Below are 14,899 nucleotides of genomic sequence, written 5' to 3'. Positions count from 1 at the left end.
ACAAATACGCCCCCGGCATTGCCCCGGCGGGCAGCGGACATTAACATTTGATGGTAATACTGCCGGAGAATCGCCATGGAGAAGAAGACAGCACGCCTGACCCTGTTGATCGACCCGCACAAGAAGCGAGCCTTCGAGCAGCTGTGTGCGGCCCAGGACCTGACCCCGTCCCAGGTGGTGCGACAGCTGATCCGCGACTACCTGCGCGACCACGGCGTGGAGTACGCATCCCGTCCCGACCTGGCCAGCAGGGACGCGCCGGGGCGGGAGTGATGTGGCGCGCTCCCGCCAGGCCAGCGGCGGCGGGCACGGGGCCCCCGGTGGTCACCGGCACGGCGGGGGGAAGGCAGGGTGTCGGGGCGTCTCCATGACGTTTCCCCGATACTCTGGTCCCGGCAACTTAACGCCCGCTTAAGGGGGCGGATAAATCCACGGCTCGCCGGTTCAGGCGCGGATATAGGCCCAGCCCTCGGCCTGGCGCTCGGCCAGGGTGACCACGGCGGCGTCGATCTCCCCGATGCCGGCGGCGTTGTCGAGTCCCTGAGCCTTGAGGGAGTTGCGGCACAGGCGCAGGTGGGGGTCGGTATCGTCGGACTGTGCCAGGGCGGCGGCCACGGCGCCGCCATTGGCAATGATCAGCACCTCGGCCGCGGGCCGGGCATCGAGCAGGTTACGGGCGTTGCGCCGGGCACGGCCCAGGGCTTGCGGAGTGGGAGCATGCAAGAGTACGCGCAGTGTCGCCATGGGGGGTTCTCCTCGGGTCTTGATCGCCTCAGTGGTCGCCGATACGGGCTTCGACGCCCTGCACCAGGGGGGCGAAATCGGGGTGGTCTCGGCGCTCGTCCAGCGGCAGGTCGACCTCCAGGGTATCCACTACCCTGGCCGGCTGCCCCGGCGCCTGGTCTCCGAGCACCATCACCCGGTCGGCCAGCAGCACGGCCTCCTCGATGTCGTGGGTGACGAAGACGATGGCGGCCTCGGTGCGCCGGCGCAGCGCGATCAGCTCCTGCTGCAGCCGCCGGCGAGTGATGGCATCGAGCGCCGAGAAGGGCTCGTCCATGAACAGGACCCGCGGGCGCACGGCGAGCGCGCGGGCGATGCCGACCCGCTGCTGCTGGCCCCCGGAGAGGGTGTGCGGCCAGCGGTCGGCATAGGCGTCCAGGCCGACCAGCGCCAACGGCTCCAGCGCACGCTGGCGACGCTCGGCCCGCGATAACGCCAGCCCCTCCAACCCCAGCTCTACGTTGGCCCGCACGCGACGCCAGGGGAAGAGGCGCGGCGCCTGGAAGACCATCGACCAGGCGCGGGTATCCTCGGCGTTGCCGGCGGGAATCACCACCTCGCCGGACTGCGGGGGGAGCAGGCCAGTCAGGGCGCGCAGCAGGGTCGACTTGCCGACGCCGGAGGCACCCACCACGGCGATGAATTCGCGTGGGTAGAGGGTCAGGTCGACGCCGGCGAGGACGGGCGTGTAACCGAAGCCGAGGCTGACTTCGCGTGCACTCAGCACCGGGGACGCGTCGGCGATGGGGCGGTTCATGGCTGCCACCTCAGGACCCGATGCTGGACCAGCATGAACAGGAAGTCGAACAGCGCATAGAGCCCGGCGATGGTCAGCATGTAGACCACCACGATATCGGTGGCCAGCAGGCTCGAGGCCTCCATCATGCGCTGGCCGATACCGGGGATGCCGAACAGCTCGGCGGCCACCACGGTCATCCAGCCCTGTCCCAGGCCGGCGCGCAGGCCGCCCAGGATACCCGGGGCGGCGGCTGGCAGGCTGACCTTGGTCAGCCGGGCCAGGAAACTGCGCTGGCCAAAGGCCAGGGCCACCTCGTCGAAGTCAGGGTCCACCGAGCGCACCGCGCTGTAGCTGGCGAAGTAGTTGATCCAGAACACGCCGATGCTGATGATGAAGGCGGCGGCGGCCGGATTGATGCCGAACCAGATGATCGCGAAGGGAATCCACGCCAGGGGCGGGATCGGGCGCAGCAGCCGGGCCAGCCAGGCGTGCAGGGCATTGAAGCGCGGCATCAGCGCCGCCGACACCCCCACCGCGATGCCCAGGCTCGAGCCCAGCAGCAGGCCCACGCTGTAGTGACCGAGGCTCGAGCGCACCACCTCCAGCCAGATGCCGTCGATCAGCTCGTACCAGAAGACCCGCGGGATCGCCGAGGGTAGCGGGACCAGGCTGCCGGGCAGCAGCCCGCTGCGCAGCGCCAGCTCCCACAGCAGCAGAAAACCGGACAGGCCCGCGGCGCTGAGCAGGGTGCGCCGCGAGCGGGTCAGGGGAGAGGTCATTGGGTGGCCAGCTCCGCACTCACTTCGTCATACAGGCGGGTGTCGAACAGTGCCTCCAGATCGACCGGCTGGCGCAGCGACCCCTGGGCGAGCTGGAAGTCGTGCATGCGCCGCGTGCCTTCCCGGATCGCATGCGGGTCGCTGACATAGTGGGATGACGGCGAGCTCAGGGCGGCTTCCACCGTTTCCAGGCCGATCAGGCGGCGGCCGACGAACTCGCGCACATGGGGGGCGGCACGGCCGGGCTCCTCGACCAGCATCTCGGTGGCACGCAGATGCAGGGCCATCAGCCGGCGCATCGCTTCGGGCTCCTCCTCGAGCACGCGCTCGCGGGCGGCCAGTACGGCACCGGGCTGGCCGGGCAGCATCTCGCCGGCACGCGCGACCACCCGGGCACTGTCGTCACGTTCCTGGACCGTGGTGAGGATCGGCTCGAGAATCGAGGCGGCGTCCACGGCGCCGGCCAGCAGCGCCTGCTGGACGCGGTCGGCGCCCATGGCGACGATCTCGACCGCCTCCAGGCCGACCCCCAGCTGCTCGATCAGCCAGTAGCGCAGCACGGTGTCGGGGACCGACCCCTGGGGAAAGGTGGCGATCTTGGGCTGGCGATTCTGCTCCTCGGTGAAGCGGGTGATCGCCTCGGCGGCATCGTACTGGTCGAAGTAGCCGGCGAGTTCGCCGCGGGCGACCAGGCCGATCTGCTCCTGGATGCTCGCGGCCAGTACCTTGATCGGCACGCCGTTGGCGCGGGCCACCATGGCGGGGCCGATGCCGAAGTACATGACATCGAGCTCGCCGGAGGCCAGCGCCTGGACCATGGCCGGGCCGCTGGAGAAACGGGTCAGCTCCAGCTCGAGGCCGGCCTCCTCGGTCCAGCCCTCGCCCTCCATCACGAACAGCTGGGCCACCGGCAGGATCGGCATGTAGCCGACCTCGAGCGTGGTCGAATGATCACTGGCCTTGGCCAGGCCGACAGCGCCGAGTACCAGCGTCGCCAGGAGGGCCAGTAGAGGAATGCGTCGTGACATGGGGGGCTCCAGGGGGCGTCGATCGGCATGGCCGATGATCTACTTTTATAACGAAGAAGATTTAATGAGGGCGTTTTTATAATTGTAACCATGCAATCACCCCCTGTGAACATCGACGACACGCGGAGCGCGCCCGGCCGGAAAGCCGGCCGGCGAACTCCGTATGGGCAGCGGGCTGGCCCGGGTCGTGGAGGCCGGGACTCAAGGCGCCGGCCCGGCGGCGCCGAGGAAGCGCTCCTGCCAGTAGGCGACCTCGAGCGGCACGCTGACCACGTCACGTCCCCGCCCCGGGGCGTGGATCATCTGGCCGTTGCCGCGGTAGATGCCGACATGGGTGGCCTTGCGGCGGTCGCCGAAGAACAGCAGGTCACCCGGACGGGCCTGGCGCACCTCCGGCAGTTCGCGGTACTGGTCGTCGGCGGTGCGTGGCACCGCAATGCCCGCGTTGCGATAGACCAGCTCGACCAGGCCGGAGCAGTCGAGGCCCTCGGGGGTATTGCCGCCCGGGCGATAGGGCGTGCCGAGGGCCTGTTCGGCGGAGGCGAGGATCAGCGCACGCTCGAGGGAGAGGCCCTCGTCGGGGGCCGTGTCGCGGGTGGCCAGGTCGCGGCTGGCACAACCGGCCAGCACCAGCAGCGCCATCCCCGCCGCCAGGAGACGCAGGGCCGGGCCGGAGACAGGGCGCCGCCGGTGGGCGGCGCGACGGGGCGTGCGGGACATGTCGAGCACCGGACGTTATCACTCGCTGAGGGTCATGCCCCCTACATTAGCCCGTGGCGGTCAGGAGCGAAAGGCGATGCGGGTGCCGTAGGCCAGCCGCTCGTCGGGCGTGATGGCATGTCCCGATACGCCGATCATCTCGTCGCCGCACTGGTCGGCCCAGGTCAGCACGCCATGGGTCAGGCCCAGGTCGCCGAGCAGGTCCTGGATCTCCCCGGTGCCGAGGAAGGTCCAGGTCTTGCCGTTGGCGTCCGCCAGCTCCGAGACCCCGTTGGCATGGTGGAAGCGCACGATGTAGATGCCGTCCTGGGACTCGACCTCGACGATGGGTGAGAGGCCGTGGGTCAGCGCGTAGGACAGTTGCTTGAGGGTGATGTGGTCACCCAGGCTCATGTCGATGGCAGTCATGGTGAACCCTCGACTCGTTCCGGTGGCAGGGGCGTATCCTTATCAACATAGGCGCTCCTTCGCGTCCCTGCCTCACCAGGGGGCTCAGGCGAAGGCGTAGACATCCATGGCCAGCACGCCGTGCTCGACGCTGTGGTGCAGGCGTTGTGCCTGGCCGCCCGCCCCCATCGCCACCAGCAGCGGCTGGAAGTGCTCCGGGGTCGGGTGGTTGGCACGGCCGTGAGGCGTCTGCTCCCAGGCGAGCAGGGCGGGGCGATCGTCGGCCAGCAGGCGCCCGTGCACCCAGTCGATGAAGTCGCTGACCCAGGCGGGCACGGTGCCGTGCTCCGGAGTCATGGCCCCCAGGTTATGGGTCAGGCTGCCCGACCCGATCACCAGCACCTTCTCCTCGCGCAGTCGGGCGAGCTTCTCGCCCAGCGCGACCAGTGCGGCGTTGGACCAGGTGGTGGGCAGCGACAGCGACACCACCGGGATATCGGCCTCCGGCACCATCAGCGAGAGCGGGACCCAGGCGCCGTGGTCGAGGCCGCGCTCCACCGGCGTGGCGCCGAGCTCCTCGGCCAGCCGCCGTGCCAGTTCGGGCTCGCCGGGGGCGGGATACTGGCACTCGTAGAGTTCCCGCGGAAAGCCGCCGAAGTCGTGGATGGTCTCGGGCCGGGCACTGGTGCTGACGGCCAGGCCGCGGGTCGCCCAGTGGGCCGAGACCACCACGATGGCCGCCGGGCGGTAGTGGCGGCCCAGTTCCCGCAGGAAGTCGTGGGCCGGGGTCGGCGTGAGCGCCAGCATGGGCGAGCCGTGGGAGATGTACAGGCTGGGTAACATCTTGAATCTCCTCTTCATGGGCCAACGCCGGCCCGATTCGGGACCGGTGTCGGCCAGGGGGGATGGCTCAGGCGAAGCGACGGCTGAGGGTCAGGTTACCGCCGCCCAGGCCGGCCTGCACCAGCAGGGCGATGGCCCAGAACACCGGGAATTCCCAGCCGCCGCCTTCGTTGGAGAACATCCAGCCATTGCCCAGGTGAACGGCGGCGGCGCCGAGCAGCACCGGGACCAGGGCCAGGCTCACCCAGCGGGTGTAGAGGCCCAGCAACAGCGCCAGGCCACCGCCGACTTCGGCCAGGATGGTCAGGTAGGCGAGAAGGGCCGGGAAGCCGAGCGATTCGAAGTAGCCGACGGTACCGGGGATGGTGAACACGAACACCTTGAGCAGGCCGTGGGCCAGGGTCATGGTGCCGAGGGAAAGGCGCAGCAGGGTGATGGCTTGTGCTTGCATGGGGAATCTCCATTGAGTCTGGCAGGGGGGTGATGTCGCTACTCTAGAGAGATTCCTTGGCGGGATAATCACCCGTGCTCGAACATCATTATTTCCTTTTGGAGGGCAATCCCAGCTCGGCCTCCCAGTAGGGCGGCTCGCCCCAGGCCTCGGCGAGAAAATCCAGGAAGTGCTCCACCTTGGCCGGCAGGTGTCGCCGGGCCGGATAGAGGCCATAGACCCCCAGCGTCACGGGGGGCGCCTCGGGGAGGATGGGCACGAGGCGTCCCTCCCGGATGCTCTCGGTGAGCAGGAAGCTGGGCTGCTGGATGATCCCCAGCCCATCTTCGGCGGCCTGGACCAGCACCACGCCATTGTTGCTGTCCAGCGGCCCGCTCACCGGCAGGCTGTGATCGCCCAGTTGCCAGGTGGTGCCGCCGCCCGAGGTGCGGTAGCGCAGGCAGCGATGCTCGGTCAGCTCCTCGAGGCGTTGCGGTTCCCCGTGGGCGGCCAGGTAGGCGGGCGAGGCGCACAGCAGCAGATGGCAGCGGGTCAGGGGCCGGGCGACCAGGCTCGAGTCCGGCAGGCTGCCGATGCGGATCGCCAGGTCGTAGCCCTCCTCGAGCAGGTCCACCCGGCGGTCGTTGAGGTCGAGGCGCATCTCCAGGGCCGGGTGCCGGACCATGAAGCGTGCCACCAGCGGCGCCAGGTAGTCGGTGCCAAAGGCCATCGGGCCGTTGACCCGCAGCCGGCCGCGGATCTCGGTGACACCGGCGCCGACCTCCGCCTCGGCCTCCTCCAGTGCCTGCAGGATGCCCAGGGCACGTGCCAGGTAGCGTTCGCCGGCCTCGGTCAGGTGCAGGCGTCGGGTGGTACGCTGCAGTAGCCGCACCTGCAGGTGTGTCTCCAGCTGCATGACCAGCTTGGAGACCTGGGTGCGCGACAGCTCGAGCTGCTCGGCGGCCCGGGTGTAGCTGCCCAGTTCGGCGACCCGGACGAAGGCCGTCATGGCGACAAGCAGGTTCATGGTGTCTCCTTTCTGCGGCCTGCGACGGCGTCGGGTCGCTTGGCGGGCCGTGTCATCCCTTCAGTAGCCGGTCATCTCCAGATAGCCCACCCCCAGCGCCTCGCCGCCGTCATGGTCGCTGACCGTCACCTCGCCCTCCCAGTAGGACACGCTGGTGGCCATCCAGCGTTCGCTGTGGCGCGCCTCGACCACCAGGTCGAGGCCCTGCGCCGGCAGCTCGAGCCGCCAGCGGGTGGGCATCTCGCGGCCGGCGACGAGGCTGGTGCTCAGTGGCGTCAGGCGCAGTCCTCCCTGGGCGACCGGGGTGGCAGCGCCGTCGGGGGCAATCACATTGCCGAACAGGAAGTCGCCGCCCTCCTCGCCACCGCCCCGCAGCCGGTAGGCCATCAGCTTGTGGCCGCTGTCGAGATGCAGCGCGACCCAGTCCCAGCCGCTCTGCTCGGGTTCGAGCACCTGGCTGCTCCACTCCCGGTCGAGCCAGCCGCGGCCGCTGACCGCGCGGGTCTCGCCGTCGAGCGTGACCTCCCCCTCGATGCGCCAGAAGGGTTGGCTGTAGTAGATCGAGCCCTGGCCGTCGGCGGTCTTCTGGCTGAAACCGGCCTCGCCGTGCAGCACCAGGGGTCCCTCGGCGGTGAGGTCGAGGCGGTAGCCGAAGCCGCCGTGTTCGTCATCCTGGTGGGCGAGCAGCGCGAGTTCGGCGAAGGTATCGGCGTCGGGGTCGTCCACCCGGCTCTCGAGTCGCCAGTCGTCGAGCCAGGCGGCAAAGGGCCGGGCCCGGACGCCGGCCTGGCCATCGTCCTGCCGGGAATGACCGCGGGCGAAGCGCTCCGCCACCCGGTGGGTCGGGCCCCGGGAGACCGCCATATGGGCCATCCACGCCTGGTCGGCGACCCAGGGGCCGGGACGTGGCCGCTCGGCGGGGGAGACCAGGGCCTGGCGGAACAGGGTCCACTGCAGGCCCAGCGGCTCGCCGCGCTCGTCCTCGAGGTTGGCGGTGAGGTACCACCACTCGATGCGGGTATCCGGGTGGGGGCCATGATCCTCGGGGAAGCGCAGTGTCGTGCCGGGGCGCGCCTGCACGAAGCCCCCGGCCGCCTCGCCCGGCTCGGCGAGGCCGGTGTCGGTGGCCGCATCGCGCTCGCAGCCCATGAGCACCAGCGCGGCCAGCAGGCCGAGCATGGCGAGCCGCGTCATGGGGTCTCCTCCTCGGCCAGCAGGGCCCGGGGCGGGGTGCGCCACAGTGCCATGGCCGGCAGCACCGTGGCCAGCAGCGCCACCGCCACGGCGGTGGCCAGGGTCAGCAGGATCTCGCCGGGAAAGAGCTGCAGCGGCAGGCGCCAGCCGAAGGCGGCCACGTTGATCACCGCCACCAGCCCCGCCGTGACGGCGATGCCCAGCGGCACGGCGAGCAGGCCGGTGGCCAGCGCCGCGCCGCCAACCTGGACGAGCTGGCTCACCACCAGGCGGGCCCGGGGCACGCCCAGCGCCCAGAGCGGGGCCAGCTGGCGGCGGCGCTCCCGGGCCTGGGCCAGCAGGCTGGCGAACAGCGCCAGGGCCGCCACGCCCAGGGTCAGGGTGTTCAGCGCCCGGGTGATGGTGAAGGTGCGTTCGAAGATTTCGGTGGAGACGCGTTTCACCTCGCGCTGGTCCAGCAGGGACTCGCGGTCCGGGCCGAGGCGGTCGCCGAGGGCGGTGCGCAGCGTCGCCTCGTCGGCGTCGCCGTGGAGCACGATGCCCAGGGACCCCGGCGGTGCCCGGAAGCGCTCGGCGAGCCGTGGCGTGGCCAGCAGCACCTCGCCGCGGGGGTTGCCGTAGTCCGGGTAGATGGCGGCCAGGCTCACCGTCTCCCGGCGGCCCCTGGCGTCGAGGGTCAGCCGGTCGCCCGGCGCCAGGCCGGTGGCGATGGCGAGTTGTTCGTTGATGAAGGCCGCGCCCCCGCGGAAGGCCTGCCAGGCCGCCTCGCGCCCGGCGAGGGTCGACAGCAGCGGCCAGCTCGGCACGAGCCGCTCGCCCGGGGTGATGCCGTAGAGGCCGACCGGCAGGTTGAGCGGCCGGGTGGCGTCGGTGCCGGCGTCGAGCAGGGTGGCGTCGGTGCGGCGGGTGGCCAGCAGCTCTTCGACCTCCGGCCGGTCGGCGAGCCAGTCGTGGATCTCGTCATACCGCTCCGCCGGCGGGCGCAGGTAGAGGTCCGCCACCAGGCGCTGGTCCAGCCAGTCGAGGAAGGTCAGGCGGAAACCGCCCACCATGCTGCTCACCCCCAGGTTGGCGGAGAGCGCGATCAGCAGCGCCATCATCGCCAGGGCCAGGCGCGGCAACTGCAGCTGCAGGTCGGCCAGGGCCCACTGGACCAGCGGCCACCGCCGGGCGAGGCGTGCGAGCCCGGCGAGGCCCAGCGCCAGCAGCGGCGGCAGCCAGAGCGCGCAGGCGAGCAGCAGCATGGCCATCAGGCCGAAGCCGGCCAGCAGCCCCTCGCCGGGCGGCTGGCGGGCGAGCCAGGCCCACAGCGCCAGGCCGAGCAGGGCACAGGCGGTGCCGGCTGCGGCCATCAGCCGCAGCTGGCGGTGGAACCCCGTGCGCCAGGCCTGGGCCTGGCCGAGGCCCAGTACGCTGAGCCGGGCGGCCCGCCATAGCACGCCGCTGCCGGCCAGCAGCAGGCCGCCCAGGGTCACGGCAAGCCCGCCGAGCCAGTAGTGCCAGGGCAGCTGGAGCTCGGCCGTCACCCCGGCACCATAGAGGCTGTCCAGGGTGGCGGCCACGTCCGGCAGCAGCGCCCGGGCCAGCCAGACGCCGCTGACGATGCCGGCCAGGGCGCCGGCGAGCCCCAGCAGCACCAGCTCGAGCAGCAGCAGGCCCACCAGGCGGCGGCCGGGCACGCCCAACGCCCGCAGGGTGCGCAGCATGCCCAGCCGCTGCTCCAGGGCCAGGCCGAGCGCCGCCTGCACGATGAACAGCCCCACCACCAGGGCCAGCAGCGCCATGGCGGTGAGGTTGAGGTGGAAGCTCTCGGTGAGCTGGCCCGGCGCGACCAGGGTCGTCGCCCGGGTCAGCACCAGCCCCTCGGGTGCCTCGGCCAGGGCGTCGGCGGCGCTGACCAGCCGCGTGAGCGTCGCGCCGCTGTCCAGCAGGGCCGCCGCGGCGGCGATATCCATCACCAGGGTGTCGGGGGGCAGCGAGGGGGCCAGGGTCAGGGGCGGCAGCCGCCGGCCGTCGGGCAGGCGCGGTTCGGCCCCCGGCGCGTCTCTGGCCGTGACCGCCAGGGCGGGCAGGGTGTCGGGGGCCAGGCGTGTCTGCCACGGCGGCGTGAGGAAGTCGCCGGTGCCGCCGGCGAAGGGGCTGTCGCCGGGCAGGGTCAGTGGGTCGATGCCGATCACCGTCAGCCGGGTGCCGTCCGGGGTCTCCAGCTCGCCCTCGAGCAGCGGCGAGACCGGCAGCCCCGCCCGGCGCAGCCGCAGGAAGTCGTCGCGGGTCAGCGGCTCGCCGTCGCGGCGCTCCAGGCGGTCCAGGCCGGTGGAGAAGAGCGCCTCGGCGCGGGCGTAGCTGTCGCGGGCCGAGGCGTTGATCGCCTGCACGCTGCTCCACAGGGCGCTGGCCACCCACAGGCCCAGCAGCAGCATGGCCAGCTGGCCGGGGTGGCGGCGATAGTGGGAGAGCAGGGTGGCCAGGGCGGTGAGCATGGGGGCACAAGGGTGAGGATCGACCGGGGCCTTGTGGCCCCTTGTGCCGGCATCGTCTCACAGAAGCGGCGAGGCGGGGAGTGGCAGGCACAGCGCGGTCTCGCCCCCCGGCCACCTTTCGCTGACCGGTCGAGCCCGACGCGGATTAATCGAGATGCAGCCAGCGGGCCAGTCGCGAGTGACGATGGCGGCTCAGGTACCAGGGCAGCAGGGCCATGACGGCGAGGATCGTGATGGCCGCCGTGGTGCTGAGCAGGGGATGGAGCTCGAACGTATGGCCGAGACTGGCGAATACCACGGTCATCGGCAGCATGCCGATCACGGAGGCCAGGGCGAAACGCCATGCCTTGATGGCGGTCACGCCGGCGGCGTAACTGATCAGGGCGAAGGAAAAGATGGGAATCAGGCGGGTGAGCAGCACGGTGAGGAAGAGCAGCCGCTGCGAACCTTGCGCACCGAACAGCGGATTGTCCCGGAACCGTTCGCGCAACAGGTCACGCCCCAGCAGCCGGGCGAGGAAGAAGGCGATCAGTGCCCCGCACAGGGCGCCGGTCACCGAGAGCAGGGCCCCGGGAAGGATACCGAATGCCAGCCCCGAGGCGGCGGTGACCGGCAGGGTGGGCAGGGGGCCGACCACCACCGTCAGCACCATGAGGGCCACCAGCAGCAGCGGCCCCAGCGCGCCGCGGCCGTTCAGCCACCGCGACAGGGCGTCGGGCGACAGGGAGTCGGGCATGCCCAGCCGCCCCAGCACCAGCCAGACCAGGGTCATGCTCATCGCCGCGGCGATGAGCACGCCCGAACGAAATATCCAGTCACGCCGGGTCATGTCGCTCCCTTGTTGCGTCATTTACCCGGCCATGGGACAGGCGCAGGCAGCGGTCCAGCGGCGCCGCCACCCGGGGGCTGTGGGTCACCACCAGCAGGGCGCTGCCGGCGTCATCCACCAGGGCCCGCAGCAGCGCGAGCACCTCGTCCGCGGTGGTCTCGTCGAGGTTGCCGGTGGGTTCGTCGGCGAGCAGCAGGGCGGGGCGCGGGGCCAGGGCGCGGCCGATCGCCAGGCGCTGCTGCTGGCCGCCGGAGAGCTGCTCCGGGTAGCGCTTCTCGAGCCCGGCCAGGCCCAACCGCTCGATCAGCCGTGCCGTCCAGGCGGTATTCTCGCGGCCGGCCAGGCGGGCCTGCAGGCGCAGGTTGTCGACGACGTTCAGGCTCGGCACCAGGTGGAACTGCTGGAACACCAGGCCCAGGGATTCACGGCGCAGCCGGGCGCGGTCGGGCTCGGCAAGCATCGAGATCGCCCGGCCCGCCAGTCGCACCTCGCCGGCATCGGGCAGGTCCAGCCCCGCGGCCAGGTGCAGCAGGGTCGACTTGCCACTGCCCGACTCGCCCATCAGCGCCAGGCTCTCGCCGGCGTGCAGGATCAGGTCGACACCGGCCAGCACCGACAGCGGCCCCTGGGGCGTGGCATAGGCCTTGTGGACCTGGCAGAACTCGAGCATGAAGGGCTCCCGTCACATTCAGGCTTCGATGGTCCCACAAAAAAGGCGCCACCCGTAGGTGGCGCCGGAAACCGTCGTCGGGGACGAGGGTCAGTGGCTATGGCCGTGGCTGTCCTCGTCATGGCCGTGATCGTCACCGCCGTCATCGTCATGGCCCGGCTCGGCCAGGGCCTCATGCAGGGTCTTGGCGTTGTGGCGCATCATGCCCAGGTAGCTGCTCGCCTCGCCCTCGGTGGCCAGGGCGTCGGCGTAGAGGGTGCCGGCGATGGGCAGGCCGGTCTCCTCGGCGAGCTGATTGATGACCGCCGGGCTGGTCATGTTCTCGTGGAACAGCGCCTGGACGTTCTGCTCGCGGATCACGTCGATCAGCCGCGCCATGTCGGCGGCGCTGGGCTCGGCCTCGGAGGAGAGCCCGACCGGCGAGAGGAAGCGCAGGCCGTAGGCCTGGGAGAAGTAGCCGAAGGAGTCGTGGCCGGTGATCACGCTGGTGGATGCGGGGATCTCGGTGAGCAGCTCGCGGATCTCGTCCCCGGTGGCCTCGATCTCGTTGATGTAGCGCTCGGCATTGGCCTTGTAGGCCTCGGCGTTGTCCGGGTCGGCCGCGATCAGGCCGTCGCGGATATTGACCACATAGACCTGTCCCAGGGCCAGGTCCTGCCAGGCGTGGGGGTCCTGGTCGCCGTGGTCATGATCGTCATGGCCCTCATCCGCATGGCCTTCATCTGCATGGCCTTCATCCTCATGATCGTCATGGTCGTCGTGGCCGTGGTCATCGGGGGTGTCGTCGTGCCCATGGGCCCGATCAGGCGCGTGGCCAGGGTAGTCCAGCTGGTCGATGCCCTCGCTGGTGACAACCAGCGGACCGGCATAGTCGCTGGAGTCGATCAGTCGCTCCATCCAGCCCTCGAACCGCAGGCCGTTGAACACCACCAGGTCGGCGTCGGCCAGCGCCCGGGCGTCGCCGGGGCTCGGCGAGAAGACATGGGTGTCGCTGTCGGGGCCGACCAGCGAAGTCACCGCGACGTGCTCGCCGCCGACATTCTCGACCATGTCGGCGAGGATGCTGAAGCTGGCAATCACCTGGATGCGCTCGGCCGCGACGGCGGCCGGCAGTGCCAGCATGGCGGAGGTGCCGATCACCAGGGCGGAGGGTCTGAGACTGCGCAGCATGCAAGGGCTCCTTGGGGGTTAGCAGTATGGAGGCATATCAGTGGGGTTCGGGGGCACCCAGCGGGGCGGCCTGCCGTTGCAGGCGGGCTCGCAGGCTGTGGTGTCGCCCGAGCAGGGCAGAGAGCATGTAGCCGACGCCGGCCAGCAGGATGATCGCCGGGCCGGAGGGAATGCCGAGGTGGTAGGAGAGCAGCAGGCCGCCGCTGCTGGCGACCATGGCGATGCCGACGGCGACGCCGATCAGCCCCTCCAGGCGCTTGCTCCAGAAGCGCGCGGCGGTGGCCGGCAGCATCATCAGGCCCACCGCCATCAGCGTGCCCAGGGTCTGGAAGCCGGCGGTGAGGTTGAGCACCACCAGGCCCAGGAAGATGCCGTGGACCAGGCCGCCGTGGACGCCCTGGCCGCGCAGGAACAGCGGGTCGAGGCACTCCACCACCAGGGCGCGGAAGATGCTCGCGAGTATCACCACGATCAGGCTGCTGATGGCGGCGATCAGGATCAGGGCGGTGCTGTTCACGGCGAGGATCGAGCCGAACAGCACATGGGTGAGGTCGACGCTGCTGCCGCCCAGCGAGACCAGCATCACCCCGGCGGCCAGCGAGATCAGGAAGAAGCTGGCCATGGCGGCATCCTCGCGCTGGCCGGTCATCTGCGACACGCTGCCCGCCAGCACCGCCACCAGCAACCCGGAGAGCACGCCGCCGAGGCTCATGATCGGCAGCGAGAAGCCGGCGACCAGAAAGCCCAGTGCCACGCCCGGCAGGATGGCGTGGGCCATGGCATCGCCGATCAGGCTCATGCCGCGCAGCACCAGGAACACGCCCATGGGCGGGGCGGCCAGGGAGAGGGCCAGGCCGGCCACCAGGGCGCGACGCATGAAGCCATAGTCGAAGGGCGCGATCAGCCACTCGTGCAGCAGTGCTAGCATGTGCCCACCCCCGGCATGGCGATCGACAGCGAGGCGGCCGCCGCGTGGGGGGCCTGGGTCTTGAGGACGGCATCGGGCGAGGACCACTGCACGTGACCGCTGGCGAGGAGCACGACCTCATCGGCCAGCCGGGCGAGCTGCTCCATGTCATGCAACACCACGATGATGGTGGCCCCGGCTTGGGCCATGTCGCGCAGCACGGTCATCAGCACGTCGACGGTTTCGGCATCGACGTTGGCGAAGGGCTCGTCGAGCAGCAGCAGCTCGGCTTCCTGCATCAGGGTGCGGCCGATCAGCGCCCGCTGGCGCTGGCCACCGGAAAGCTCCCCCAGCGGCCGGTGGGCCAGGTGGGAGATGCCCAGGCGGGCCATGATCTCGCGGCCGCGGCGGTAGTGCGAGGCGCAGTAGCCCGTCAGCGCCCCGTGGCTGGGCCAGCTGCCGGTCATCACCAGCTCTTCCACGCTCATGGGGAAGCTGAGGTCCAGGGCCAGCTGCTGCGGCAGCCAGGCGCGTCGCTCCCTGGGCACCGAGCACTCGACACGACCGGCGATCGGCTTGAGCATGCCCATGATGCCCTGGATCAGGGTGCTCTTGCCGGTGCCGTTGGCGCCGATCAGCGCCGTGATGGCGCCGTCGCGGAAGCTGCCTTCCACATGCTCGAGTACGGTACGGTTGCCCTGGGCCAGCTGCAGGTCGTGCAGCCGCAGTCGAGTCGCTGTGGCCCGGGACATCAGGACCACCACCCCGCCGCCCAGGACACCGTCAGCCACAGCAGGGCGAGCGGTATCGTCGCCAGCAGCAGCCGGCGCGTGGCGGAAAGCGACATCAGGGAGAAATGGCAGGGCCCCTCGGGGCGGTGCCGATGGGTGTGTGAGCGGTGTGCCATGACACG

At 70.8% G+C, this 14,899-nt stretch carries 18 protein-coding genes; 1 reads left to right on the top strand and 17 read right to left on the bottom strand.

What is annotated here, in order from left to right; all coding sequences use genetic code 11:
* Positions 1-75: 75 nt before the first annotated feature.
* Entirely contained in the window at positions 76-273 is a 198-nt protein-coding gene (locus tag CR157_RS14030) for a CopG family transcriptional regulator (protein ID WP_110284159.1), read from the top strand.
* A gap of 171 nt (positions 274-444) precedes the next feature.
* Here CR157_RS14030 and CR157_RS14025 read toward each other — a convergent pair whose 3' ends face one another.
* The 17 genes from CR157_RS14025 to CR157_RS22630 all read right to left on the bottom strand — a co-directional run bounded on the left by CR157_RS14025 (position 445) and on the right by CR157_RS22630 (position 14,893).
* Positions 445-744, bottom strand: coding sequence for a DsrE family protein (locus CR157_RS14025; protein ID WP_110284158.1), 300 nt, complete (start codon positions 742-744; stop codon positions 445-447).
* Between the two features lie 28 nt (positions 745-772).
* A complete protein-coding gene (locus CR157_RS14020) occupies positions 773-1,540 on the bottom strand; it encodes an ABC transporter ATP-binding protein (RefSeq protein ID WP_110284157.1) in 768 nt (255 codons plus the stop codon).
* The gene (locus CR157_RS14015; protein ID WP_110284156.1) at positions 1,537-2,301 is read right to left on the bottom strand and encodes an ABC transporter permease; all 765 of its coding nucleotides are present in this window, start codon (positions 2,299-2,301) and stop codon (positions 1,537-1,539) included. The genes CR157_RS14020 and CR157_RS14015 overlap by 4 nt, the downstream gene beginning before the upstream one ends.
* A complete protein-coding gene (locus CR157_RS14010; protein ID WP_110284155.1) occupies positions 2,298-3,329 on the bottom strand; it encodes an ABC transporter substrate-binding protein in 1,032 nt (343 codons plus the stop codon). The genes CR157_RS14015 and CR157_RS14010 overlap by 4 nt, the downstream gene beginning before the upstream one ends.
* Positions 3,330-3,530: 201 nt before the next feature.
* Positions 3,531-4,049, bottom strand: coding sequence for a C40 family peptidase (locus CR157_RS14005; protein WP_110284154.1), 519 nt, complete (start codon positions 4,047-4,049; stop codon positions 3,531-3,533).
* 60 nt (positions 4,050-4,109) lie between these two features.
* On the bottom strand, positions 4,110-4,457 hold the full coding sequence (locus CR157_RS14000; protein ID WP_110284153.1) for a hypothetical protein: 348 nt from the start codon (positions 4,455-4,457) through the stop codon (positions 4,110-4,112).
* Between the two features lie 84 nt (positions 4,458-4,541).
* On the bottom strand, positions 4,542-5,279 hold the full coding sequence (locus CR157_RS13995) for a dioxygenase family protein (RefSeq protein ID WP_110284152.1): 738 nt from the start codon (positions 5,277-5,279) through the stop codon (positions 4,542-4,544).
* A gap of 67 nt (positions 5,280-5,346) precedes the next feature.
* Positions 5,347-5,730 carry a DoxX family protein gene (locus tag CR157_RS13990; RefSeq protein ID WP_110284151.1) on the bottom strand — a complete coding sequence of 128 codons (384 nt, stop codon included), beginning with the start codon at positions 5,728-5,730 and terminating at the stop codon, positions 5,347-5,349.
* Between the two features lie 88 nt (positions 5,731-5,818).
* Positions 5,819-6,736 carry a LysR family transcriptional regulator gene (locus CR157_RS13985; protein WP_110284150.1) on the bottom strand — a complete coding sequence of 306 codons (918 nt, stop codon included), beginning with the start codon at positions 6,734-6,736 and terminating at the stop codon, positions 5,819-5,821.
* Between the two features lie 60 nt (positions 6,737-6,796).
* Entirely contained in the window at positions 6,797-7,930 is a 1,134-nt protein-coding gene (locus CR157_RS13980; protein WP_110284149.1) for a lipocalin-like domain-containing protein, read from the bottom strand.
* Positions 7,927-10,410, bottom strand: coding sequence for an ABC transporter permease (locus CR157_RS13975; RefSeq protein WP_110284148.1), 2,484 nt, complete (start codon positions 10,408-10,410; stop codon positions 7,927-7,929). Before CR157_RS13975 ends, CR157_RS13980 begins: the two co-directional genes overlap by 4 nt.
* Before the next feature lie 145 nt (positions 10,411-10,555).
* Positions 10,556-11,239: a TVP38/TMEM64 family protein gene (locus tag CR157_RS13970; RefSeq protein WP_110284147.1), complete on the bottom strand. Its 684-nt coding sequence runs from the start codon at positions 11,237-11,239 to the stop codon at positions 10,556-10,558.
* A complete protein-coding gene (locus CR157_RS13965) occupies positions 11,226-11,909 on the bottom strand; it encodes an ABC transporter ATP-binding protein (protein WP_110284146.1) in 684 nt (227 codons plus the stop codon). Before CR157_RS13965 ends, CR157_RS13970 begins: the two co-directional genes overlap by 14 nt.
* Before the next feature lie 90 nt (positions 11,910-11,999).
* The gene (locus CR157_RS13960) at positions 12,000-13,079 is read right to left on the bottom strand and encodes a metal ABC transporter solute-binding protein, Zn/Mn family (protein WP_110284145.1); all 1,080 of its coding nucleotides are present in this window, start codon (positions 13,077-13,079) and stop codon (positions 12,000-12,002) included.
* Between the two features lie 37 nt (positions 13,080-13,116).
* Positions 13,117-14,007 carry a metal ABC transporter permease gene (locus CR157_RS13955; protein WP_110284144.1) on the bottom strand — a complete coding sequence of 297 codons (891 nt, stop codon included), beginning with the start codon at positions 14,005-14,007 and terminating at the stop codon, positions 13,117-13,119.
* Positions 14,001-14,738, bottom strand: coding sequence for a metal ABC transporter ATP-binding protein (locus CR157_RS13950; protein ID WP_110284143.1), 738 nt, complete (start codon positions 14,736-14,738; stop codon positions 14,001-14,003). The genes CR157_RS13955 and CR157_RS13950 overlap by 7 nt, the downstream gene beginning before the upstream one ends.
* Entirely contained in the window at positions 14,738-14,893 is a 156-nt protein-coding gene (locus CR157_RS22630) for a hypothetical protein (RefSeq protein ID WP_181422068.1), read from the bottom strand. The genes CR157_RS13950 and CR157_RS22630 overlap by 1 nt, the downstream gene beginning before the upstream one ends.
* Positions 14,894-14,899 lie beyond the last annotated feature (6 nt).

Origin of the sequence: Halomonas sp. LBP4 (assembly GCF_003202205.1) — a bacterium.
GTDB classification, from domain to species: Bacteria; Pseudomonadota; Gammaproteobacteria; order Pseudomonadales; family Halomonadaceae; genus Halomonas; species Halomonas flagellata.
This window is presented reverse-complemented; position numbering and strand designations above follow the sequence as displayed.